We start from the raw sequence: 22428 nt of genomic DNA, 5'->3' as shown, positions 1-22428 counted from the left end.
GCGGATCAAGGTCACCTCCCATTTGGCAACCTTGAATCACTTCGAAGCCGATATGGGAATCCTTAAACGTCAACAGACCCTAGGAAATAATCTCGAACCGGGTCACATCCACCAAGCCGCGATCGGTGATCTTGAGCGCGGGAATCACCGGCAGCGCCAGAAAGGCCAGTTGCAGGAACGGCTCTTCCAGCACCACGCCAAGGCTGCGCGCCGCCGCACGCAGGTCCATCAGGCTGTCGCGCACCACCTCGAACGGCTCCAGGCTCATCAGGCCCGCCACCGGAAGCGGCAGTTCCGCCAGTATCCTGCCGCCCGAAGCGACGACAAAACCGCCCTCGATCTCGGCCAGCCGGTTGGCCGCCAGCGCCATGTCGTCATAGCCGATCCCGACGCAGACGATGTTGTGATGGTCATGGCAGACCGTGGCCGAAATCGCCCCCGCCTGCATCCCGAAGCCGCGCACGAACCCGGTGGCGATATTCCCGTTGATCCCGTGGCGTTCGATCACCGCGATGCGCGCCAGATCGCGCGCGGGATCGGGCGGCTTGTCGCCATCCACCACTTCGATGGTCTCGTGCAGGTGATCTGTCAGGATCTGGCCGGGCCGGATGCCGATCACATCGGTCTCGGTCTTGTTGGCCCTTGCGCGGAAATCCTGCGCCGCGACCGTGGGCGCCTTGACCGATGCGCGCCCTACCGGCGCGATTGAACCCCGCGCCGAAAAAGCTGCATCGTCAACGACTTGCCCGCCACAGATCACGTGCTTGGCGTGGCACCCTTCCAGGCTGTCCACCGCAACGATATCGGCTCGCAGTCCCGGCGCGATCAGCCCGCGATCCTTCAACCCGAACGCCTCGGCTGCGGACAGGCTGGCGGCGCGATAGGCGGCCAGCGGTGGCGTGCCAAACCGGATCAGTTCGCGGATCATGTAATCCAGATGGCCATGCTCGGCGATATCCAGCGGATTGCGGTCATCGGTGCACAGGCACATGTAGGGCGCGGTGCGTTCCGTCAGCAGCGGTTGCAGCGCGTGCAGATCCTTGGAAACCGAGCCTTCGCGGATCAGCACCCGCATCCCCTTTTGCAGTTTTTCCTTTGCTTCACGGGCGCTTGTCGCCTCGTGCTCGGTCCGTATGCCCGCCGCGACATAGGCGTTCAGGTCGCGGCCAGACAGCAGCGGGCAATGCCCGTCGACATGCCCGCCCGCAAACAGCGCCAGCTTGGCCATCACATCAGGATCGCGCGACAACACACCGGGATAATTCATGAATTCCGCCAGACCCAGCCCCGAGGCGTGCCCCATCAACCCCGCCAGATCATCCGCCCCCAGCCGCGCACCCGCCGTTTCCATATGGCTGGACGGCACGCAGGAGGACAGTTGCACCTTGATATCCATCAGCGTCAGCGCGCTGGCGCGCTGGAAATAGCGGATGCCTTCGGCCCCGATGACATTGGCAATCTCGTGCGGATCGCAGATCGCCGTGGTCACCCCGCGCGGCAGCACACAGCGGTCGAATTCAAGTGGTGTCACCAGCGAGGATTCGATGTGCAAATGCGTGTCTATGAAACCCGGAACAAGAATTAACCCCGTTACATCAAGCGTTTCGCGGCCTTCGTAAAAGTCGCAAGTGCCCACGACGGTGTCGCCGCAGATAGCAACGTCGCCCTCCAGCAACTCGCCGGTGACCAGATCCAGTACGCGCCCGCCGCGCAACACCAGATCGGCAGGTTGCTCGGCGCGTGCCTGCGCGATGCGTCGTTCCAGATCGGCCATTTGCGCCCCCCTCTTTTTACTCAGACTAACGCTGCCATGCGCAAAAGAAAAAGGGGGTGCACCGCGTGCGCCCGAAGTTTCGTCGATCAGGCGGACTTGTTAACCGCTCGTCGCCACCTGTTGGGTGCACCCGAGCCGATCCTGGCTTGCGATATCGTGGGGATGGATCAACTGAAACCGCAGGTCAAATCAAACGGCGACGTATGCGGTAGCTCAACGCGTCGATCACCCCGACGGTAATCAGAATGAGAATGATGATGAACGCCACCTGCGGCCATGCGTTGATCAGGATTCGGTCCATCAGATAAAAGCCGATGCCGCCTGCCCCCACCACGCCCAGAATGGTGGCGGACCGGACGTTGGATTCGAAGAAATACAGCGTATTGGACAGAAACACCGGCAAGACCTGCGGCAGGATCGAAAAGCGCATCACCTGCAACCGTCCGGCGCCGGTCGCACGCACGCCCCGGCTTTGATCCGCATCGGCATTCTCGATCGCTTCGGCGTACAGCTTTGCCAGAACGCCGGTGTCGTTGACCGCAATCGCAAGAATGCCGGCAAAGGGTCCAAGACCGATGACCGAGACAAAGACGATCGCCCAGATCAGGCTGTCGAGGCCGCGCACCACGTCAAAGCTGCGCCGGGTGAAAAACCGCAGCGGACCAAGCGGCATGGTGTTCTTGGCCCCCAGAAACCCCAGCGGAACCGCCACGATCGATGCCACAAGCGTGCCGATAAAGGCCATCGCAACGGTTTCGGCAACCGCCTTTACGTAGGTCCAGGCCAGCCCGCCGCTGGTGGGCGGCATCATCATCGCCGCCACGCCCCCAAGCCGGGCAAGCCCGCGCGCAAGCCGCTCGAGGCTGAAGCCCAGCACCGACAGGCCCCAAAAGAACACCACGACCAGAACGGCACCTGCCGCGATACGCGCGTACCAGCGCCAGTCGCGGTCCACGAACGCGTCGGGACAGGCGGCGCGGGCGGCGGCGATCCGGGTCATGCCGCCGCTCGCAGGCTGGCGGCCCCGATCAGACGGTGGCGCAGGGTTTCCGACACCATGTCGATCAGCGCGACCGAAACGATCAGCATTATGGCGATTGCCGAGATGTCGGTGTAGGCAAAGCTCTTGATCGCGGTGTAGAGTTCCTGCCCGATGCCGCCCGCGCCGACGAATCCCAGCACCGACGCCGCACGGACGTTGATCTCGAATCGCAGCAGGCCATAGGACAGGAATGCCGGAGCCACCTGCGGCAGCGCGCCATAGCGCATCACCTGCGGCCATGTGGCCCCGGTGGCGCGGATGCCCCGGATCGGGTCGGGATCGGCGTTTTCCGCCACCTCGGAAAACAGTTTTCCCAGCGCGCCCATCGTGTGAAGCGCAATCGCCAGCACCCCCGCCAGCGGCCCGATCCCGAAGGAAAAGACGAACAGGACAGCGAATACCAGTTCCGGCACGGTGCGGGCAAATTCGAAAACGCGACGCATCACCCAGCAGGCCCATGGGGCCGGGGCCAGCGGTCTCGCGGCCACAAAGGCGCCAAGCACGGCCAACACCATACCGAACAAGGTGGCATAGATTGCGATCAGAAAGGTCACGCCCAGCTCGCGCAGCCAGCGACCCCCGCGCCGGTACCAATTGGCCAGATCGTCGACCAAAGTCTCCCATGCGAGATCGGGCACCATCCGGCCAAAGTAGTTGCCCAGCCGGTCAGAGCGGTCCCACAGCCGGGCGAGATCGACCTCGCCCAGGTTTGCCGAGATCAACGTGGCGACCACCATGGCAACAACGATCAGCCCCGTCTGGCCCAGACGCGCGCGACGGTGCGCGGCATAAGCCGCCTGCACTTGGTCGGCACCGATCACGCCGCGTCCTCGATCGCATCGGGATCGGCAGTGCCATAGATGCGCTCCAGCACCTGCGGGGTCAGCCCCTCGGTCGGGCCGTCATAGACCACGCGCCCGGCCGACATCGCCACCGAGCGTGGGCAATAAGCGCGCGCGAGCGCGACGGAATGAAGGTTTATCAGAACCGTGATGCCATGATCGCGGTTTATTCTGGCCAGCGCATCCATCACCGCCTCAGAGTTGCGCGGATCAAGGCTGGCAACAGGCTCATCGGCCAGCACGATGTACGGGTCCTGGACCATGGCGCGGGCAATCGCCACACGCTGCTGCTGCCCGCCGGACAATTCGTCCGCGCGTTTGAGCGCCTGCGCACCCATGTCGAGCGCAACCAGCGCCTCGATCGCTGCGGCCCGATCCTCGTCGGTGAAAAGGCCCAGCAACGATGGCAGCAGAGGACGCAGTGCCAGCCGCCCTGTCATCACGTTGGTCAGAACCGGCAGACGCGCCACCAGGTTGAAGCGTTGAAAGACCATCGCACAGCGCCGCCGCCAATCGCGTAGATCGCGCCCGCGCAGGGCCAGAACATCGCGCCCCTTGCAGGTCATCGTGCCGCCGTCGGGGTCGATCAACCTGTTGATCACTGTCAGAAGCGTGGATTTTCCCGCCCCTGACCGGCCGATCACCGCAATCATCTCGCCTTGCGCGATGTCCAGCGTCACACCATCCAGAGCGCGCGCTTCGCCGTATATCTTGGTTATCCCCTCCAGCCGCAGGAACGGGCCGGAGGGAACAGGATCGGGCAGGCTCACTTGGTTTCCATGCGGATCTTGATGAACGGGATGTAATCCTCATGCACGGCAACCGCAAAACCGCCAAACGCGTTTTCTGCGACCTTCTCGAAGGACGCCTTGTCGGCCCAGTGCATGTTGATGATGCATTCGCGCATCTTCTTCTTCATCGGCTCCGGCAGGCTTTTGGTGGCCACGAAGGGCGCATTCGGCACATTCGCCGATTCGTAGATGAACCGAAGGTCCGCCACGTCCAGCGTGCCATTGCCCGCCGCGCGCGTGTGATTGCCAGCCTCGGGCGAATAGTACCAGTTGGTCGTCGCGTCGATCGTGCCCTGAATGACCGAAACCAGACCATTGTCGTGGCTGCCGGTCTGGACCAGATTGCCAAAGAACACCGGCTCGTTGTTCGCATCGACCATGCCGTTTTCGCGGAAATACTGCATCGGCAGCACGTAGCCAGAGGTCGAGGTGGGCGAGGACCAGCCCAGCGTCTTGCCTTCGAGATCTTCCATGGTCTGATACGGGCTGTCGGCCTTGACCGCGATCACCCATTTATACCCCAGATCGCCGTTAACCGACACGTCCATGGCAATCGGCTCGACGTCGCCGCCGGAAATGTCCCAGCCCGTTGCATAACCCGCAGGACCGGACCAGCTGAGCTGCACATCGCCATTGGCCTGTGCCTCGATGATGGCAGAGTAGTCGGATGCAACGCGCACCTCCACCTCTTCGATGCCCATGCAGCCTTGCAGATAGGTGCCGAAATGCGACCAGCGCTCGGCTGCGGACTGGGCGTTCTCGCCGGTGCCGACGCCGAACACGATCGAGGGATGCGCCGCGCGCCAATCCTCTTCCATATAATCCTGGGCGAATGCCCCGATGGGAGAAAGAACCAGAGCGGTGCTGAGTAGAAATCGATACATGGGAAGACCTTTTCAATGTGACTGGTCGAGGTGCTAAACCGATTCGACAACAGAACCGTGACGACGCCGGAACGATTCGCGCAGCGCCGGATCCGCGATCATCCCGAGATCAGTGACAAAGCCTGTTCGTGCAGCGCAGGATCGCCCGCAGCCAGCACCTGTGGCCCGCTGTCCAGCCGCAGCGGGCGGCCCTGCCAATCGCTGACCCGGCCGCCTGCGCCTTCGATGATCGGCGCGAACGGGGCCCAGTCATGAACGGCCAGCGCAGTGTCCAGCGACACGTCGATCCGCCCCGAGGCCAGCAATCCGTAGGCCATGCAGGACGCGCCCCAGATCCGCCACGCCGTCGCCGCGCGCAAAGCATCCAGCGCAGGACGTTCGCGGACATCAAAGAAATCCGGGTTGCTGCACGACAGGATCGCCTGCGTCATGCCGGGGCATGTGCGTGTGCGGCAGGCAGTCGTGGTCCCACCGTGGTGCAATACCGTCTGCTGCCCGCGCGCTCCGACCCAGCGTTGCCCGGTCACATGCATGTCGATCAGCCCCATCACCGGCACGCCTCCCTGCGCCAAGGCAATCAGCGTCCCATGCATCGGCACCCCGGCCACGAAAGCCGCCGTTCCATCGATCGGGTCAAGCACCCAGACGTGATCCGCGCCAGGGGCCACATCCCGGCCCTCTTCACCAAGGATGCCATGTGCGGGAAACCGATCGGCGATCATCGCGCGCATCCTCGTCTCGATGGCACGGTCGGTGGCGGTCACGAAACTGCTGTCCGGTTTGGTTTCGGCCTCGGGCATGGGGGCCTGCATCATCATTGCGCGTGCGGTGTCGGCAAGATGCATTGCGAATTCAATCATCACCACGACTTTCCTGTCGGCACATAAGGTCGTGGGCGGATGGGTGCATCCGGCTTGTATCCTTGTCATGACAGGCCAGAGGCAAAGACCGGTGGCAGCCAGGTTTCTGCCATAGATGGTTGCGCGATGCCAAACAGGGCAAGCCCTTCCACGCATTGTGCGGCGGTTTCTGCCACCCGTATGTTGACCAGGATTGGCACTGGATCATTGGCGAGCACTCTCACCCCAGTCCAAAGCGCGAAACTCCTGATTGCAACTTGCGATCAAAGTGGGTGATGACCCTGGCAAGTCTCTGCGCGCAATAGACAAACCCAGTCTTCACATTCCAACACCAGAGCGATTTTCTCGACGTATTGCGAACATCGCCCGCGGGTTTCCTTGCCGATCCGACATCAGTTGTTCCGCTCCTTGGTCTCCTTCCTCCACGCACATCACAACGGGCACCGACGCCTTGCGCCCGATCCGCGCGCGATGTTTTTGGGCGCGTTGCGGTCAAACCTTGTGCAAAACAACGCGGCCACCAGAATTCCCCCTGCGCTGTCACACAACCGTTTCACTACCGTCACTAAACTTTTGGCTACCGCCCGTAGGAGGGCGGCGGATCAAGGGGGATGCTGCATGCTCGACGTTCAGTCGCTGACCAAACGCTTCGGAGACAAAAAGGCCGTGGATAGCGCCAGCTTTTCGGTGGAAAAGCCCGCGATGATCGGCATCATCGGCCGGTCGGGGGCAGGCAAGTCCACGCTGCTGCGCATGATGAACCGGCTCAGCGACGCGTCCGAAGGGTCGATCACCTTCGACGGGCAGGACGTGACCCATCTGCGCGGCAAGGACCGCCGGGCGTGGCAGTCGCGCTGCGCGATGATCTTTCAGCAGTTCAATCTGGTGCCGCGCATGGATGTGGTATCCAACGTGCTGCATGGCACGCTGAACCGCCGCAGCACGCTGGCGACGATGTTCAACCTGTATCCGGCCAGCGACATCCATCAGGCCATCAACATCCTTGACCGTCTTGGCATCGCCGAGCAGGCCCCCAAACGGGCCGAGGCCCTGTCGGGTGGTCAGCAGCAGCGCGTGGCAATCGCCCGCGCGCTGATGCAGGACCCCGACATCATCCTGGCGGATGAGCCCATCGCCAGCCTTGACCCGATGAATGCCCAGATCGTCATGGACGCCCTGCGCCGCATTCACGAGGAAGACGGGCGCATGGTGATCTGCAACCTGCACACGCTGGATACCGCGCGGCGGTATTGCGACCGGGTGATCGGCATGCGCGACGGGCGCATTGTGTTCGACGGCTCGCCCGAGCAGCTGACCACCGGCGTGGCGCGCGACATCTACGGCGCGGGGGCCGACTTCTCCGAGGCCGCGACCTCGACCGCCATCGAAACACTGGACAGGCAGTCAAACGCACAGCGCGTGCCCGCCTGAGTCAGTTTCCCCGCATCCTGCGGGGCGCACGACCCCTCATCACCAATGGAGAGACCGATGAAAACCATCCTCGCAGCAGTTCTGGCAACCACCGCACTGGTGGGCGCAGCCCAGGCACAGGAAATCACCGAATTCCGCATCGGCATTCTGGGCGGCGAAAACGCTCAGGACCGCATGACCAGCAACGAATGCTTCCGCGCCAAGACCGAGGAACTGCTGGGCGTGCCCACCAAGGTCTTTACCCCCGCCGACTATGACGGCGTGATCCAGGGCCTGCTGGGCGGCAGCATCGACATGGCGTGGCTGGGCGCATCGGCCTATGCCAAGGCCTATCTGACCGACCCCGAAGCGGTCGAGCCCGTGCTGGTCAAGGTCAACACCGATGGTTCCTACGGTTACCACTCGATCGGTTTTGCCCGCAAGGACAGCGGCATCGCCTCGCTGGAAGACATGCAGGGCAAGGTGTTCGCCTTTGGTGACCCGAACTCGACCTCGGGCTACCTGATCCCCTCCATCGAGATCCCGGCCGAAGTCGGTGGCACCATGGAATCGGGCGACTATTTTGGCGAGGTCAAGTTCGTCGGCGGCCACGAGCAGACCATCGTCGCCGTCAACAACGGTGACGTGGATGCAGGCGTGACCTGGGCCGACGGTATCGGCGAATGGGAAGACGGCTACAACTCGGGCGCGCTGCGCAAGGCCTCCGATGCTGGTCTGGTCGACATGAACCAACTGGTGGAAATCTGGCGCTCCAAGCCGATCCCCGAAGGCCCCATCGTTCTGCGCAAGGCCCTGCCCGAGCGTGTCAAGCTGGACATGGTCGCGCTGACCGCCTCGCTCAAGACCCAGGACCCCGATTGCGCCTACAACTTCATGGCCGGCGAGGCGCTGGGCGTCATGCCGATCAACCATGATGCGTATATCTCGATCATCGAAGCGCGCAAATCCAAGATGTAATCCTGCGCACCCGCGCAGCCGACCGGCCCCAGCGTCTGGGGCCGGTCCCGTTTTATGAAGCCGCCCACAAGAAAGCGACACCATGACCGACAGCACGCTGGGAGAGTCATTGGGGGTGCAGCGCACCGCCGAAATTCAGGATGCCTACTTGGCCATGGCGCGCACCAAGCGCATGTATGGCGGCATCATGCTGGTGATCTTTGTCGCGCTGATGGCCTCGGGGTTCATTCTGGCGGATGACCGAAATGCCGGCGGGTTCTGGGATGGCATCCTGAACGTATTCGACTTCCCCGGCGAGGTGCTGAAGGAAGCGGGTGAAAAGATCACCCTGCTGCCTGCCCTGATGGTCAAGTTCTTTCCCTCGCTGATCGAGACGATCAACATCGCCGCCGCCTCGACCCTGATCGGCGGGCTGATGGCGATTGTCCTGTCGCTGCTCTCGACCCGCGGGCTGGCGCGGTTTCCCGCGCTGATCGGCGTGTTTCGCCGGATGATGGACATCCTGCGCGCCATCCCTGAAATCGTCATCGCTCTTGTGCTGATCTTCATCCTTGGTGGCGGCCCGGTGCCCGCGATGATCGCCATCGCCCTGCACACCGCCGGTGCCCTGGGCAAACTGTTTTCCGAGGTGAACGAGAACGCCAGCCTGAAACCGCTGGAAGGGCTGGAAAGCACCGGCGCAAGCTGGACCCAGCGGATGATCCTGGGCGTGGTGCCGCAGGTGGCCCCCAACTGGCTGAGCTATGCGCTGATGCGGTTCGAGATCAACATCCGTGCCTCGGCCATCCTTGGCTTCGTCGGCTCGGGCGGGATCGGCTATGACCTGAAGAACGCCTTCAGCTGGGGTCAGGGCCGGTATGACGAGGTCGCGGCGATCTTTATCCTGCTGTTCCTGACCATCGTGTTCTTCGACCAGCTTTCCAGCCATTACCGCAACAAACTTGTCGGAAAGGCCTGACGCCATGACCGCGACCGCCGATACCATTCCCGCCGCCGACATGAAGCAGACCGCCACCGCGCTGATCGCGCGCAAGCGTCTGATCGCCTTTGCAGCACCTGCCGTGATCCTGGCCTATTTCGTCTACCTGTTCTTTGCCTTCGACATCCTTGGGCTGGTTGACCGCGCGCGGATGGACAATGCGCGCATCCTTGTCGCCGACAGCTACAGCTACAAGACCCACATCACCCACGACAACCGCAACGGCGGGTTGAACTTTGCCATCGAGGGCGAGGCCAAGGGCACCTATCCCGAAGGCATGAGGCCCGAGTTCGTCGAACCCATCGGCGAGGATGCGGTGCGCGTCACGTTGAAAAAGGGCGAAATGGCCGAGATCGACGGCCCGACCCTGCGCTATAGCCTGCCCGACTATGGCACGGTGACCGTCACCGTCGAAGGCCGCGACATCATTCTGGACACACCCGACGGCCAGGTGCCCGACTGGATCAGCGCCAGCAGCGCGCGCGTGGACATCACCGGCGAGGGCGGTCGCGCCGTCGTCACCCGTGCCCGGACCGAGGTGTTTCATTACTCCTTCGGGTGGGAGCTGTTCTGGTTCACCCTCGACAGCCCGTTCTATGGCAAGAGCTTTGGCGAACTGGCCGGGCTGGCCCTGTCCGGCGATCGGGTGATGCCCGACAAAAGCAACCTTGCCGCCATCGTGTCCGATGTCTGGAACAACCAGATGTGGCGGCACAAGGATGTTCTGTGGGCGATCTTTGAAACCATCCTGATGGCGTTTCTTGGCACCATGGGCGCGGCGATGATCGCCCTGCCGCTGGCCTTTCTGGCCGCGCAGAATTTTACCCGCTTCATGAGCGTGCGTTTCGCCGTGCGCCGGTTCTTCGACTTCGTGCGCGGGGTTGATGGCCTGATCTGGACCATCATCCTGAGCCGCGCCTTCGGCCCCGGCCCGCTGACCGGCGCGCTGGCGATCCTGATCACCGACACCGGCAGTTTCGGCAAGATGTTCAGCGAGGCGCTGGAAAACGTCGATGACAAGCAGATCGAGGGCGTCAGTTGCACTGGCGCGAAACCGATGCAGCGTTACCGTTTTGGCGTGATCCCGCAGGTGACGCCGGTGTTCCTGAGCCAGATCCTGTATTACCTCGAATCCAACACCCGCAGCGCCACGGTGATCGGGGCGATCACTGGCGGCGGCATCGGGTTGCTGCTGACCCAGGCGATCATCACCCAGAAGGACTGGGAAGAGGTGACCTATTACATCATGCTGGTGATCCTGATGGTCATCGCGATGGACTGGTTCTCGGGCTGGCTGCGGGGCAAGCTGATCGGACGCGGGCAGGCCCATTGATGGCCCGCCTGTCGGCCAATGCGCCCTTCGTGCATCCCGAGTGCGAGATCACCGACACAAGCTTTGGGGCCTATGTCGAGATCGGCCGGGGCAGCCGCGTCACCCATTCGGTGATCGGTGATTACAGCTACTGCGACCGCTATGCCGATATCGCCAATGCCGATGTGGGCAAGTTTGCCAATATCGCGGCCTTCACCCGGATCGGGGCGACCGATCACCCGCTGCACACGGCATCCTGCCACCACTTTCTTTATCGTTCTGACGACTATTGGGACGATGCTGACCGCGATCAGGCGTTTTTCGATCACCGCCGCAGCCGCCGTGCGGTGATCGGTCACGACACATGGATCGGCGCGGGCGCCATGGTGAAACCCGAGGTCACTCTGGGCCATGGCGCGGTGGTTGCGGCGGGGGCCGTGGTGACCCGCGATGTGCCCCCCTATACCATCGTGGCGGGCACGCCTGCGAAACCTTTGCGCGACCGACAGCCGCGCGAGGTGGCCGATCGCCTGATCGCGCTGGCCTGGTGGGATTGGGATCACACCCGCCTGCGCGCCGCCCTGCCCGATTTCCGCGCGCTGACCGCGCTGGAGTTCCTTGAAAAGTACGGCGGCTAGCCCTCGACCGTCAGCGTCACCCGGTCGCCGGCAAAACAGGTGCGGCCATATTCCACCGGCACGCCCCCTGCATCGACGTTGACGCCGGTGGTGCGCAGAAGCGGATCGCCCTCGCGCAGATGCAGGTGCAGCGCCTGCGTGGCATCCGCGCGCACCGCCGTCATCCGCGTGCCGGTCCGGGTGAAATCGGCCACGCCCACACGGGCCAGCGCGGCAGAGACCCCGGTTTCTTCGGTCAGCGCCACGTCGATGCCCGGCAGCCGGGTGATGGGAAAGACGCTCTCATATACCGCGATCGGCTGACCATCGGCCAGCGACAGCCCGTGACAGGCGCAGACCGGATCGCCGGGGGCGAGCTGCAGCGCCTGCGCCTCTCCCGCTGTGGCGGCGCGGGTTTCGATATGCAGGATGCGCTTTGCCGGCCGGCGCCCGGCGGCCTTGAGGTTCTCGTGAAACCGCACGCGGCTGCCGATGGGATAGTCGGTGGGCGTCGCTGCCACAAACGCCCCCGCCCCGCGCCGGGTGCGCACCAGACCTTCGTCGACCAGCGCGGCCAGCGCGTGGCGGACCGTGTGGCGGTTGACGCCGAAGCGTTCGGCCAGCGCCGCCTCGGTCGGCAGCTTGTCGCCCGGGGCATAGCGCCCTTCCGACATGTCACTGCGCAGCGCGTCGGCGATGGCCTGCCACAAAGGGGTCTTTTGGGCGCTCTTGATGGGGCTGTTACGCAAAGTTCACAATTCTCCTCTGGTCGGCTGGGGTGGCTTCTGCGATAATGTGTATAGTTGTATAGTATATCGCGGATTTGTCGAGATGAAAGATACCCCGGACACCAGCGAACGCAAAGCCTGGATGGGCCTGCTGGCCCGCGCCCCTGATCGGCGTGCGGCCACGCTGCTGGATGCTGCCCTGCCGCGCCCCGACTTCGACTGGCTGCGCGCGCCGGAACTGGGCAGCGTGATGGTGCGCGGTCGCATGGGCGCGACGGGCGGGCCGTTCAATCTGGGCGAAATGACGGTGACGCGCTGCGCCCTGCGTCTGACGGATGGCACGGTGGGCCATGCCTATGTGCAGGGCCGTCGCAAACCGGATGCCGAAGCCGCAGCGCTGATCGACGCGCTGATGCAGACCGACGCGGCGGATCATATCCGTGCGCAGGTGCTGGAGCCGCTGGAAGCCGAGGAACAGGCCCGCCGCACCGCCCGTGCGCAAAAGGCCGCCGCCACCAAGGTGGATTTCTTCACCATGGTCCGTGGAGAGGATTGAGAATGCAGACCGATACCCTGTCAGGCGGTTTCGCCGCCCCGGCCACCGATGCCGCCCACGCCTTTCGCGCGGTGATGGAGGCGATGGCCCGCCCCGGCAGCCGCCAGACCATCACCGGCGCGCAGCCGCCCGCGCCGATCTCGCCCGCCGCAGGTGCCGTGCTGCTGACGCTGTGCGATACCGATACGCCGCTGTATCTGGCCGGGGATGCCGATTGCGACGCCCTGCGCGGCTGGATCGCCTTTCACACCGGCGCGCCGCTGGTCGGGCCGGAGGACTGCACCTTTGCGTTGGGGACGTGGGACGCGCTGCTGCCGCTGTCGGCCTATCCGTTAGGCACGTCGGAATATCCCGACCGTTCCGCCACGCTGATCGTGGATCACCCGCAGTGGACGGGTCCCGATGCCACCCTGCGCGGGCCCGGCATCCGCGATACCGCCCAATTGCCCCTGCCCGACCTGTCCGCGTTTCAGACCAATGCCGCACAGTTCCCGCTGGGTCTGGATTTCATATTTACCTGCGGCGACCAGATCGCCGCCCTGCCACGCAGCACAAGGGTGTCCTGATGTATGTCGCAGTCAAAGGCGGCGAACGCGCCATTGAAAACGCCCATGCCTGGCTGGCCGAGGAACGCCGGGGCGACCGGGACGTGCCCGAACTGTCGGTGGCGCAGATCCGCGAGCAGATGGCGCTGGCAGTCAACCGGGTGATGGCCGAAGGCTCGCTGTACGATCCCGATCTGGCCGCGCTTGCGATCAAGCAGGCGCGCGGCGACCTGATCGAGGCGGTGTTCCTGATCCGCGCCTATCGCACCACCCTGCCCCGGTTCGGCGCGTCACGCCCGGTGGACACCGCCACGATGGCCTGCGACCGGCGCATCAGCGCCACCTTCAAGGACCTGCCGGGCGGGCAGATCCTTGGGCCGACCTTCGATTACACGCACCGTCTGCTGGATTTCAAACTGGCCGCCGATGGCGAGGCACCGGAGGCTCCCGCACGCGATGCCGACCCGGCCCCGGTGCCCCATGTCACCGGGTTTCTGAATCGCGAGGGCCTGATCGAAGAGGCCGCGCCCGATGACACACCCCCGCCCGACCTGACACGCGAGCCGCTGGAGATGCCCAGCCCACGCGCCTTGCGCCTGCAGGCGCTGACCCGCGCGGACGAGGGGTTCACCCTTGGCCTCGCCTATTCCACCCAGCGCGGCTACGCGCGCAACCACGCCTTTGTGGGCGAGCTGCGCATCGGTGCGGTGGCGGTTGAAATGGACATCCCCGAGCTGGGATTTGCCATCGAGATCGGCGAGATCACCCTGACCGAATGCGAAACCGTGAACCAGTTCACAGGCAGCAAGACCAAGCCGCCGCAGTTCACCCGTGGTTACGGGCTGGTCTTTGGCCAGACCGAGCGCAAGGCGATTTCCATGGCGCTGGTGGACCGCGCGATGCGCTGGGAAGAACTGGGCGAGGATGACGAGGGCGCGCCCGCGCAGGACGCGGAATTCGTGCTGTATCACGCCGACAACATCCAGGCGACCGGGTTTCTGGAACACATAAAACTGCCCCATTACGTGGACTTCCAGTCTGAACTTGAACTGGTGCGCAAACTGCGACGCACGGTTGAGACTGCACAGGAGGCGGCGGAATGACCGATTACAACTTCGCCTATCTGGACGAACAGACCAAGCGGATGATCCGCCGCGCAATCCTGAAAGGTCTGGCGATCCCCGGCTACCAGGTGCCCTTTGCCAGCCGCGAAATGCCCATGCCCTATGGCTGGGGCACCGGCGGGGTGCAGGTTTCGGCGGCGGTGCTGACACCGGCAGATGTGTTCAAGGTGATCGATCAGGGGGCGGATGACACCACGAATGCCGTGTCGATCCGGGCATTTTTCCAGCGCACGGCAGGGATTGCGACCACAACGTCAACCAGTGACGCAACCGTGATCCAGACCCGCCACCGCATCCCCGAGGCGGCACTGAGCGAGGGGCAGATCCTTGTCTATCAGGTGCCGATCCCCGAACCGCTGCGGTTTCTGGAGCCGCGCGAAAGCGAGACGCGCAAGATGCACAGCCTTGAAGAATACGGGCTGATGCATGTGAAGCTCTACGAGGACATCAGCCGCCACGGCCACATCGCGACATCATACGCCTATCCGGTCAAGGTCGAGGGGCGGTATGTCATGGACCCGTCGCCGATCCCCAGGTTCGATAATCCCAAACTCTCGGACTGCCCGGCGATCCAGCTGTTCGGTGCAGGGCGCGAGCAGCGGATCTATGCGCTGCCACCTTACAGCAGGGTGGTCAGCCTGGATTTCGAGGATCACCCGTTCGAGGCCTCCAAGGCCGATCACCCCTGTGGTCTGTGCGGTGCTGTCGACAGCTATCTCGACGAGGTGATCGTGGATGATGCGGGCGGGCGGATGTTCGTCTGTTCCGACACCGATTACTGCGAGGGTCGGCAGGCGTCGGGCCATCACGGCGCGCTTTGGGCGGCGGACGACGCCTCCCCACCCCAACCCTCTCCCACAAGGAGGGAGGGAGCCGTGCCGGCCGATGGGTCACCTGCCCGCCCGCAGACGGAGGACGTCCAATGACCGACACGCCCCTTTTGTCCGTGCGCGGACTGACCAGGCATTATGGCGCACATATCGGGTGTGCCGATGTATCGTTCGACCTGTTCCCCGGCGAGGTCATGGGCATCGTCGGAGAAAGCGGATCGGGCAAGTCCACGCTGCTGGGCTGCATGGCGGGGCATCTGCGCCCCGATGCCGGTCAGGTGATCTTTGACACCCGCACGGACGGCCCGCGCGACACGGTGACGATGAGCGAACCCGCCCGCCGCATGCTGGGCCGCACCGACTGGGCCTTCGTGCATCAGCACGCCCGCGACGGGCTGCGCATGGGGGTCAGCGCGGGTGGCAATGTGGGCGAGCGGCTGATGGCCGTAGGCGCGCGGCACTATGGCGACATCCGCGCCAGCGCCACCGACTGGCTAGGCCGGGTCGAGATAGATCAGGGCCGCATCGACGATCGCCCCACCACCTTTTCCGGCGGGATGCAGCAGCGCCTGCAGATCGCGCGCAACCTGGTGACCGGGCCGAGGCTGGTGTTCATGGATGAACCCACCGGCGGTCTGGACGTATCGGTGCAGGCGCGTCTGCTGGACCTGCTGCGCGGGCTGGTGCGCGACATGGGCCTGTCGGCGGTGATCGTCACGCATGATCTGGCGGTCGTGCGGCTGCTGGCGGACCGGCTGATGGTAATGAAATCGGGCCATGTGGTGGAACAGGGCCTGACCGATCAGGTGCTGGACGATCCGCAACATGGTTACACCCAGTTGCTGGTGTCCAGCGTGTTGCAGGTTTGAGACGTCACAGTGGGGGCCAGCCCCCACACCCCCGGAGTTTACCTGGCAAGATGAAGATGATGATCGAGATCGATAACCTGTCCAAGACCTTTACCCTGCACAATCAGGGCGGCGCTGTGATCCGCGTGATGCAGGGCGCGCATCTGAGCGTCGCGCCGGGTGAATGCGTGGCGCTGGTGGGCGCGTCGGGCTCGGGCAAATCCACGCTGATGCGGATGATCTATGGCAATTACGTCGCCGCCAGCGGGGCGATCCGCGTCGGCGGGCTGGACGTGGCGCGCGCGCAACCGCGCGAGATCATCCGGCTGCGGCGCGAAACCCTGGGCTATGTCAGCCAGTTCCTGCGCGTGGTGCCGCGCGTGCCGACGCTGGATGTGGTGGCCGAGCCGTTGCGCGCCCTGGGTGTGAATGCCGACACGTCCCGCGCCCGCGCCGCCGAGATGCTGGCACGGCTGAACATTCCGCAACCGCTGTGGGATCTGTCGCCCACCACCTTCTCGGGCGGCGAGCAGCAGCGGGTGAACATCGCGCGCGGATTTGTGCGGGACTATCCCGCGCTGTTGCTGGACGAACCCACCGCCAGCCTGGATGCGGCCAACCGCGAGGTGGTGATGGGCCTGATCGAGGCGGCCAAGGCGCGCGGGGCGGCCATCGTGGGCATCTTTCACGACGAGGCGGCGCGCGCCCGGGTCTGCGACCGCGAGATCGACGTGACCCGCTTTACCCCGGACCGCGCGGCATGAGCGCGGGGCGTCTGATCGCCGTGGTCGGCCCATCGGGCGTGGGCAAGGACAGCGTGATGGCCGGGATCGCCGCCGCCGCACCCGCGCTGGTGCCCGTCCGCCGGGTGATCACCCGGGCCGGCGATGCCGGGGGCGAGGTGTTCGACGCCGTGACCGAGGACCAGTTTGCCGATATGGTGCGACAGGGCGCGTTCTGCCTGCACTGGGGCGCGCATGGGCTGTGCTATGGCATTCCCGCGCAGGTTCTGGCGGATGTTCAGGGCGGGGTCACGCGCATGGCCAACCTGTCGCGCGGCGTGCTGGAGCAGGCGGCGGTGCTGTTTCCGGCAATGACCGTGCTGCACATCACCGCCAGCCCGCAGGTTCTGGCGCAGCGCCTGTCGGGACGGGGCCGCGAAAGCGCCGAACAGGTGGCCGCGCGGCTGGCGCGCAGCGTGCAACCCTTGCCGCAGGGGCTGGAGGTGATCACATTGCGCAATGACGGTGCGCTGACCGACACCGTGGCGCAGGCGCTGTCGGCGCTTCAGCCGGAAAGGGCATAGTTTTGAATCAGTTCGAACCTGCCATCCGCCCGTTCGCCCACCAGCGCCACCGCGTCCATCACGAAGGGCGGGGGCAAGGGTGGCAGGTGCGCCTGCGCGGTCGCCAACCAGTGATCCGCCTGCCCCTTCGGCAAGGGACCGGTCAGGGTCAGGTGAAAGCGGAACTGCTCCATCACGTAAGGGTAGCCCCAGCGTGTCAGCAGCGCGTCCTGTTCAGGGCTGAGGCCGGATTTGCGGCGGCGAGCCAGCTCGTCCAGCGTGGCCGGGGCGCGGAACCTGTCCAGCCCTTCGACACACGCCGCGGCCACCCGCGCGATGCCTGCGGTATCACCCACCGGGACCAGAGCCAGAAACCCGCCCAGCCGCGTCAGTTCAAGACCGTCGGCCTGCGCGGGCGCGATCGTGGCGGCCAGATCGGCGGCGGCCTGTTCCAGCGCCGCCTGATCCTGACCGTCAGCCAGCCGGAACGGCGGTTTCAGCGTCCCGTGAAACCCGTATTTCGCGGGTGTTGCGGTGATGCTCTCCAGATCAGGCACCTCGGGCTGCGGCACGGGCTGCGCGGCCTGCACATCCCAGCCCAGCCATGCGGCCCCGAAACCGGCCAGCGCCGCCTGCCCCGGCAGGAAATAAATTGCAAAGCGAGTGAATGACATGACCCCTCCGACCCTTTCCGCCCCGGTATCCGACGCGCGTGACGCCGTGATGTCAGATGCGATCTGCCTTGCCAATGCCCGGCTGGTGCTGCCCGATCACGTGCTGACCGGCGCGGTGACCATCGAGGGCGGAGTGATCACGGCGATAGACGAGGGCGATCAGGTGCCGCGCGGCGCGCTGGATTGCCGGGGCGATCACGTGATCCCCGGTCTGGTCGAGCTGCACACCGACAACCTGGAACGTCATATCGAGCCGCGCCCCGATGTGGACTGGCCGCATCTGGCGGCCCTGCTGGCGCATGACGGAGAACTGGCCTCGACCGGGATCACCACGGTGTTCGATGCGCTGCGGGTCGGGTCGATCCATGGCGGGCAGGCGCGCTATTCCCCCTATGCGCGGCGGCTGGCGGATGAGCTTTTGGGGTTGCGCGCGCAAGGCGCGTTGAAAATCAGCCATTTCCTGCATCTGCGGGCCGAGATTTGTTCCGAAACCCTGCTGGACGAGATGGCCGATTTCGGCCCGCAGGACCGTGTCGGCATCGTCAGCCTGATGGATCACACGCCGGGTCAGCGGCAGTTTCGCGATGTGTCCAAGCTCAAGACCTATGTGGCGAAAAAGCGCGGGCTGAACGATGCCGAGTTCGATGCGCATGTGGCGCAACTGGTCGGCTTGCAGGCGCAATACGGCGCTGCACATGAGGCCGGAGCCGTCGCCAATGCCGCGCATTACGGCGCGGTCCTGGCCAGCCATGACGACACGACGGCGGAACAGGTGGCGGTATCGCACACGCATGGTGTTCGCTTTGCCGAATTCCCCACCACGATCGAGGCCGCGCAGGCCTGCCGCGATCACGGGATCGCGGTGATGATGGGTGCGCCCAACATCATCCGGGGCGGCTCGCATTCGGGAAATGTGGCGGCGCTGGATCTGGCGGAACAGGGCCTGCTGGACATCGTGTCCTCGGACTACGTGCCTTCCGCGCTGCTGTTGTCGGCGTTCCGGCTGGCCGAGGTCTGGCACGATCTGCCGCGTGCTGTGGCAACGGTGACGGCCAATCCCGCCCGGGTCTCGGGGCTGGCGGATCGCGGGGCGCTGGCAGTGGGGTTGCGTGGCGATGTGATCCGGGTGGGCGCGTTGGGCGACACGCCGGTGGTGCGCGGGGTCTGGTCGCGCGGGGCCCGGGTGGGTTAACGCCCCTGGATGCCGATGGAAAAGCTGCGCCGCGCACCGCTGGGCGGTTGCGGAAAGGGCGCGGCGTTCTGGACCAGCCGCAGCGCGGCCTGATCCAGAGCGGACGAGCCTGAACTGCGTGCCAGCGACACCGCCTGCAAGCCGCCGTTGGCGGCCACGGTAAAGGCCACAACCGCCTGCCCGCGCGCATTCACCCTCGGCTTGCCCGCGCGCGACAGCTTGCGCATGACCTGCCCGGGATAGTTGCTGACCGCGGCATTGCCCGCCGCGTTTGTAGTGCCGCCAGTGCCCTTGCTGTGGGCCTTGGCGGTCTCGGTGCCCGCCGCGTCGCCTGCGCGCATGTTGCGGTCGGCATTGCCCTGCGCGGCCTGTCGCTGCGGCTTGGGCTGTGCCTTGGGCCGTGGTTTGGGGTGCGCGTCGCGGGCTGCCTGTTCGACCTCTGGCGTGCGCGGCTTGGGTCGCAGGGATGTGGTGACAGCGCCCTGTTCGCGCGCGGGTTCGGCGGTCAGACGCTGGGGCGACGGGCTGGGTGCGGTCTGCGGTTCCAGCGCGGCCAGTCTTTCCGGCTCTGCAACAGCGGAGGGTTCAACTGGCACATTCTCTGGTCGCTCCATGGGGGCGGTTTCCGCGATCATGGGGGTGTTCCGAGCCGGGTCCGTCTCCTTTACAGGGGCGCGTGGTGCGGCCTCATCCGCCGGTCGTGTTGCGTGCTGCGGCTGCACCGGTCTTGTCGGCCTTGCCTCGGCGCGCGGTGCGTCCTTTGGCGGGGTGACGGCGGCCAGCGTCTCGACCGGCTTGGCCTGCTCGGCCAGATCGGCGGGCCGGGCTTGCAGGCTGCCCACCGCCATGTCGGCAAAGCCGGTGCCAAGCTGCACCTCGGCGGCCCCGGCCCCGCCCTCAACCTCGATCGGGTCCGGCAGGGTCAGCACCATGGCGACGGCTCCATGGGCGGCCAGCGCCCCGACGCCGGCCAGAAGTTTCACGAAACGGCTTGAGACGGTCATTCCACCCCCCTTTCGGTGACGATCACCACCTTTTCCACCCCCGCCAGACGCAGCGCGCGGCCAAGCGCCACCAGATCGGCGGCGGGCAGATCGCGGTCGGGCAGGATGCGCAGGCGCGCGCGAGCCTCTTCGGGTTGCCCGGCCACGAACCCCTCGGGCGATGCCACATCCGCACCGCGCCAGGACAGCCGACCGTCGGCATGGATCACCAGCGCATCGGGCGGCGGCGCGCCCTCCAGATCGGCGGTGCGCACGAGGCGCAGATCATCGTCAAGCGGACGCGCCGGCGTGCCTGCCACCAGAAAGAAGATCAGCATCAGGAACACGATGTTGATCAACGCGATGGTATTCGCGCGCGGTTGCTTGTGCGGGCGCGCCCTCATGTCGCCCCCAGAACCGTGATGCGCAGGCCGGACTGCGCCCGCAGCGTCACCAGCAGGTCGGTCAGGCGCTGCGCCGTCACCGCCCCGCGCAGCGCCACGATCACGGCCGCATCGGGTTGGTCGGCGGTGATGGTCTCGACCAGCGTCTCCAGCGTCGCCGCCGTGCCGTTCACCTGCAAGCTGTCAGGCCCCAGCGACAGGAACACCGGGCGAGCATCGCCCTGCCCCGCACCGGATCCGGCAGCGGCCAGATCGACCTCGGCAAAGCGGGTGAAGGTCGAGGAAAGCATGAAGAACAGCAGCAACAGAAAGATCACGTCGATGAGCGATGTCATCGACAAACGCCGCCGCCGTTTCCGCAATGCCCTAGCCATGGGCCACCTGCCCAAACGCGTCCTGCGTCAGCCCGTTGCGCCCGATCGGGGCAAGAACGGTGCGCAGCGCCTGTTCGGTCAGCACGCGCTCGGCCTCCATCCGGGCTTCGAACCAGCTCAGGATCAGGGCGGTGGGCATAGCCACGGCCAGCCCCACGGCGGTGGTCAGCAGCGCGACCCAGATGCCACCGGCCAGGATCGACGGATCGACCTGCGCGCCTGCACCCTGGAGCGCCTGAAACGCCGAGATCATGCCCAGCACCGTGCCGAACAGGCCCAGCAACGGGGCCACCTGAGCCACGCTGTCGAGCAGCCGAAAGCCCGATTCCAGCCGGGCAAACCGCGTCTCGGCCTCGGCCTGCAGGCGCGCGGCATCGGTCTGCCCGTCGACGGCCATGGCGATCACCGGGCGCAGATAGCTGCGCGATTGCGCCAGTGCTACGCGCGCGCCCGTGCGGTCGCCCGCATCCCAGGCGGTGACAGCCTGTTGCAACGCGCGGTGCCGCCCCACCCCGGCGGCGGTGAACTGCCACAGCTTGTAGAGCACCACAGCCAGAACCAGCACCGACAGTGCGGCCAGTATGGCCACCACAGGCCCGCCCAGATCGACGATTTCGCGCAGGCTGTTCAGCAAATGGTCGATCATCCCGTAACCTCGGTCGTCTCGACCCGGCTGCGCAGGGTCAGCCCGGCCTCGCAGGCAGCGGCATCCGCCCCGGCGCATGTTTCGGCCCCGTTGAACAGGACGCGCGACAGTGCGGCACAGTCCAGCCCCGGCACCACGAACTGCCGCACGCGGGGGCGGCCGGTGGGCAGCGCGCCGAAATCGAACAGGGTCAGGCGATCGACCCGGCCTGATGCGTCGAACAGCACGGCCTGAAACACCGCCTGCGTGATGTCCTGACTGTGCGTATTCTCGATCAGAAAGCTCATCTGGCAGGCCCCGTCATCTGTGGCGTCCAGCGCGTTCAACTCGATGCTCATGCCCGCGCTGTCTGCGCGCGCGGCCCCGGCCCCAAGGGCCAGCACCGCGCATACTGCCAGACCCGGAAACAGACGCACGCCGGTCATGCTGCCTCACTTGCCGCGATGGTCTGGATCGCGGTGAACCCTTCGAAACGCGGCGCGCCCTGATGCAGCTTTGTGGTTTGGCCAGCGCGCGCATGGGCCTCGCGGAACTGGGCGCTCGTGGTCCAGGCGCGAAACTGCGCCTCGGTCTTCCATACCGTGTGCGAGGCGTAAAGGATCGTGCCGTCGCTTTCGGCCCCTTTCAGCATGTGGAACGACACAAAGCCGTCCATCTTTTGCAGGTGGCTTTCGCGGTTCAGCCAGACCTCTTCAAACGCGGGTGCGTTCTCGGACGGGACGGTAAAGCGGTTCATTGCAAGATACATCG

General features: G+C 65.3%; 27 protein-coding genes. 13 read left to right on the top strand and 14 right to left on the bottom strand.

What is annotated here, in order from left to right; all coding sequences use genetic code 11:
- Window positions 1-79 precede the first annotated feature (79 nt).
- The 6 genes from ade to ACFTOW_RS01310 all read right to left on the bottom strand — a co-directional run bounded on the left by ade (window position 80) and on the right by ACFTOW_RS01310 (window position 6193).
- Window positions 80-1774 (bottom strand): adenine deaminase, encoded by a 1695-nt coding sequence (gene ade / locus ACFTOW_RS01335; protein ID WP_379912293.1) that lies wholly within the window; start codon window positions 1772-1774, stop codon window positions 80-82.
- A 184-nt stretch (window positions 1775-1958) separates the two neighbouring features.
- On the bottom strand, window positions 1959-2774 hold the full coding sequence (gene phnE / locus ACFTOW_RS01330) for a phosphonate ABC transporter, permease protein PhnE (RefSeq protein ID WP_379912290.1): 816 nt from the start codon (window positions 2772-2774) through the stop codon (window positions 1959-1961).
- Window positions 2771-3637, bottom strand: coding sequence for a phosphonate ABC transporter, permease protein PhnE (gene phnE / locus ACFTOW_RS01325; RefSeq protein ID WP_379912288.1), 867 nt, complete (start codon window positions 3635-3637; stop codon window positions 2771-2773). The genes phnE (ACFTOW_RS01330) and phnE (ACFTOW_RS01325) overlap by 4 nt, the downstream gene beginning before the upstream one ends.
- Window positions 3634-4428: a phosphonate ABC transporter ATP-binding protein gene (gene phnC / locus ACFTOW_RS01320; protein ID WP_379912286.1), complete on the bottom strand. Its 795-nt coding sequence runs from the start codon at window positions 4426-4428 to the stop codon at window positions 3634-3636. Before phnC (ACFTOW_RS01320) ends, phnE (ACFTOW_RS01325) begins: the two co-directional genes overlap by 4 nt.
- Window positions 4425-5333: a phosphate/phosphite/phosphonate ABC transporter substrate-binding protein gene (gene phnD, locus ACFTOW_RS01315; RefSeq protein ID WP_379912284.1), complete on the bottom strand. Its 909-nt coding sequence runs from the start codon at window positions 5331-5333 to the stop codon at window positions 4425-4427. Before phnD (ACFTOW_RS01315) ends, phnC (ACFTOW_RS01320) begins: the two co-directional genes overlap by 4 nt.
- Window positions 5334-5431: 98 nt before the next feature.
- On the bottom strand, window positions 5432-6193 hold the full coding sequence (locus ACFTOW_RS01310; RefSeq protein WP_379912282.1) for an inositol monophosphatase family protein: 762 nt from the start codon (window positions 6191-6193) through the stop codon (window positions 5432-5434).
- Window positions 6194-6811: 618 nt separating this feature from the next.
- On the opposite strand from ACFTOW_RS01310, the gene phnC (ACFTOW_RS01305) reads away from it, so the two are divergent.
- The 5 genes from phnC (ACFTOW_RS01305) to ACFTOW_RS01285 all read left to right on the top strand — a co-directional run bounded on the left by phnC (ACFTOW_RS01305) (window position 6812) and on the right by ACFTOW_RS01285 (window position 11510).
- Window positions 6812-7624 (top strand): phosphonate ABC transporter ATP-binding protein, encoded by an 813-nt coding sequence (gene phnC, locus ACFTOW_RS01305; RefSeq protein ID WP_379912280.1) that lies wholly within the window; start codon window positions 6812-6814, stop codon window positions 7622-7624.
- A 57-nt stretch (window positions 7625-7681) separates the two neighbouring features.
- Window positions 7682-8581, top strand: a complete 900-nt coding sequence (gene phnD, locus ACFTOW_RS01300; protein WP_379912278.1) for a phosphonate ABC transporter substrate-binding protein — start codon at window positions 7682-7684, stop codon at window positions 8579-8581.
- Between the two features lie 82 nt (window positions 8582-8663).
- The gene (gene phnE / locus ACFTOW_RS01295; RefSeq protein ID WP_379912276.1) at window positions 8664-9539 is read left to right on the top strand and encodes a phosphonate ABC transporter, permease protein PhnE; all 876 of its coding nucleotides are present in this window, start codon (window positions 8664-8666) and stop codon (window positions 9537-9539) included.
- 4 nt (window positions 9540-9543) lie between these two features.
- Window positions 9544-10893: a phosphonate ABC transporter, permease protein PhnE gene (gene phnE, locus ACFTOW_RS01290; RefSeq protein ID WP_379912274.1), complete on the top strand. Its 1350-nt coding sequence runs from the start codon at window positions 9544-9546 to the stop codon at window positions 10891-10893.
- The gene (locus ACFTOW_RS01285; RefSeq protein ID WP_379912272.1) at window positions 10893-11510 is read left to right on the top strand and encodes an LbetaH domain-containing protein; all 618 of its coding nucleotides are present in this window, start codon (window positions 10893-10895) and stop codon (window positions 11508-11510) included. Before phnE (ACFTOW_RS01290) ends, ACFTOW_RS01285 begins: the two co-directional genes overlap by 1 nt.
- Here the strand turns inward: ACFTOW_RS01285 and phnF are convergent.
- Complete coding sequence (gene phnF / locus ACFTOW_RS01280) at window positions 11507-12199, bottom strand: phosphonate metabolism transcriptional regulator PhnF (protein ID WP_379912270.1); 693 nt, start codon at window positions 12197-12199, stop codon at window positions 11507-11509. The two genes, ACFTOW_RS01285 and phnF, sit on opposite strands and share 4 nt — an antisense overlap.
- Window positions 12200-12320: 121 nt before the next feature.
- Here phnF and phnG point away from each other — a divergent pair, with 121 nt between their 5' ends.
- From phnG to phnN, 7 genes are read left to right on the top strand one after another with little or no spacing between them, the layout of a single operon-like run.
- A complete protein-coding gene (gene phnG / locus ACFTOW_RS01275) occupies window positions 12321-12773 on the top strand; it encodes a phosphonate C-P lyase system protein PhnG (protein ID WP_379912268.1) in 453 nt (150 codons plus the stop codon).
- A 2-nt stretch (window positions 12774-12775) separates the two neighbouring features.
- Window positions 12776-13339, top strand: a complete 564-nt coding sequence (phnH, locus tag ACFTOW_RS01270; RefSeq protein WP_379912266.1) for a phosphonate C-P lyase system protein PhnH — start codon at window positions 12776-12778, stop codon at window positions 13337-13339.
- On the top strand, window positions 13339-14421 hold the full coding sequence (locus tag ACFTOW_RS01265; RefSeq protein WP_379912264.1) for a carbon-phosphorus lyase complex subunit: 1083 nt from the start codon (window positions 13339-13341) through the stop codon (window positions 14419-14421). Before phnH ends, ACFTOW_RS01265 begins: the two co-directional genes overlap by 1 nt.
- Complete coding sequence (locus tag ACFTOW_RS01260; protein ID WP_379912262.1) at window positions 14418-15368, top strand: alpha-D-ribose 1-methylphosphonate 5-phosphate C-P-lyase PhnJ; 951 nt, start codon at window positions 14418-14420, stop codon at window positions 15366-15368. Before ACFTOW_RS01265 ends, ACFTOW_RS01260 begins: the two co-directional genes overlap by 4 nt.
- On the top strand, window positions 15365-16141 hold the full coding sequence (gene phnK / locus ACFTOW_RS01255) for a phosphonate C-P lyase system protein PhnK (protein WP_379912260.1): 777 nt from the start codon (window positions 15365-15367) through the stop codon (window positions 16139-16141). Before ACFTOW_RS01260 ends, phnK begins: the two co-directional genes overlap by 4 nt.
- 59 nt (window positions 16142-16200) lie before the next feature.
- Window positions 16201-16884, top strand: coding sequence for a phosphonate C-P lyase system protein PhnL (gene phnL, locus ACFTOW_RS01250; protein ID WP_379912258.1), 684 nt, complete (start codon window positions 16201-16203; stop codon window positions 16882-16884).
- Entirely contained in the window at window positions 16881-17426 is a 546-nt protein-coding gene (gene phnN / locus ACFTOW_RS01245) for a phosphonate metabolism protein/1,5-bisphosphokinase (PRPP-forming) PhnN (RefSeq protein ID WP_379912256.1), read from the top strand. Before phnL ends, phnN begins: the two co-directional genes overlap by 4 nt.
- Here the strand turns inward: phnN and ACFTOW_RS01240 are convergent.
- Window positions 17408-18079 carry a DUF1045 domain-containing protein gene (locus ACFTOW_RS01240; protein ID WP_379912254.1) on the bottom strand — a complete coding sequence of 224 codons (672 nt, stop codon included), beginning with the start codon at window positions 18077-18079 and terminating at the stop codon, window positions 17408-17410. The genes phnN and ACFTOW_RS01240 overlap by 19 nt on opposite strands.
- A gap of 49 nt (window positions 18080-18128) precedes the next feature.
- Here ACFTOW_RS01240 and ACFTOW_RS01235 point away from each other — a divergent pair, with 49 nt between their 5' ends.
- Window positions 18129-19271: an alpha-D-ribose 1-methylphosphonate 5-triphosphate diphosphatase gene (locus ACFTOW_RS01235; RefSeq protein WP_379912299.1), complete on the top strand. Its 1143-nt coding sequence runs from the start codon at window positions 18129-18131 to the stop codon at window positions 19269-19271.
- Here ACFTOW_RS01235 and ACFTOW_RS01230 read toward each other — a convergent pair.
- Genes ACFTOW_RS01230 through hmuQ form a run of 6 tightly spaced genes read right to left on the bottom strand, consistent with a single transcriptional unit; the run spans window position 19268 to window position 22426 of the window.
- Window positions 19268-20275 (bottom strand): energy transducer TonB, encoded by a 1008-nt coding sequence (locus ACFTOW_RS01230; RefSeq protein WP_379912252.1) that lies wholly within the window; start codon window positions 20273-20275, stop codon window positions 19268-19270. The genes ACFTOW_RS01235 and ACFTOW_RS01230 overlap by 4 nt on opposite strands.
- The gene (locus ACFTOW_RS01225) at window positions 20272-20658 is read right to left on the bottom strand and encodes an ExbD/TolR family protein (RefSeq protein ID WP_379912250.1); all 387 of its coding nucleotides are present in this window, start codon (window positions 20656-20658) and stop codon (window positions 20272-20274) included. The genes ACFTOW_RS01230 and ACFTOW_RS01225 overlap by 4 nt, the downstream gene beginning before the upstream one ends.
- Window positions 20655-21032 carry a biopolymer transporter ExbD gene (locus ACFTOW_RS01220; RefSeq protein WP_379912248.1) on the bottom strand — a complete coding sequence of 126 codons (378 nt, stop codon included), beginning with the start codon at window positions 21030-21032 and terminating at the stop codon, window positions 20655-20657. The genes ACFTOW_RS01225 and ACFTOW_RS01220 overlap by 4 nt, the downstream gene beginning before the upstream one ends.
- Complete coding sequence (locus ACFTOW_RS01215) at window positions 21025-21678, bottom strand: MotA/TolQ/ExbB proton channel family protein (protein WP_379912246.1); 654 nt, start codon at window positions 21676-21678, stop codon at window positions 21025-21027. Before ACFTOW_RS01215 ends, ACFTOW_RS01220 begins: the two co-directional genes overlap by 8 nt.
- On the bottom strand, window positions 21675-22103 hold the full coding sequence (locus ACFTOW_RS01210) for a hypothetical protein (RefSeq protein WP_379912244.1): 429 nt from the start codon (window positions 22101-22103) through the stop codon (window positions 21675-21677). Before ACFTOW_RS01210 ends, ACFTOW_RS01215 begins: the two co-directional genes overlap by 4 nt.
- Window positions 22100-22426, bottom strand: a complete 327-nt coding sequence (gene hmuQ / locus ACFTOW_RS01205) for an antibiotic biosynthesis monooxygenase family protein (RefSeq protein ID WP_379912242.1) — start codon at window positions 22424-22426, stop codon at window positions 22100-22102. The genes ACFTOW_RS01210 and hmuQ overlap by 4 nt, the downstream gene beginning before the upstream one ends.
- Window positions 22427-22428: the final 2 nt, after the last annotated feature.

Source organism: Lacimonas salitolerans, assembly GCF_042677865.1.
In the GTDB taxonomy this organism is placed as follows: Bacteria; Pseudomonadota; Alphaproteobacteria; order Rhodobacterales; family Rhodobacteraceae; genus Lutimaribacter; species Lutimaribacter salitolerans.
The sequence above is the reverse complement of the archived record's forward strand: the minus strand, read 5'-3'. Positions and strand labels throughout refer to the sequence as shown.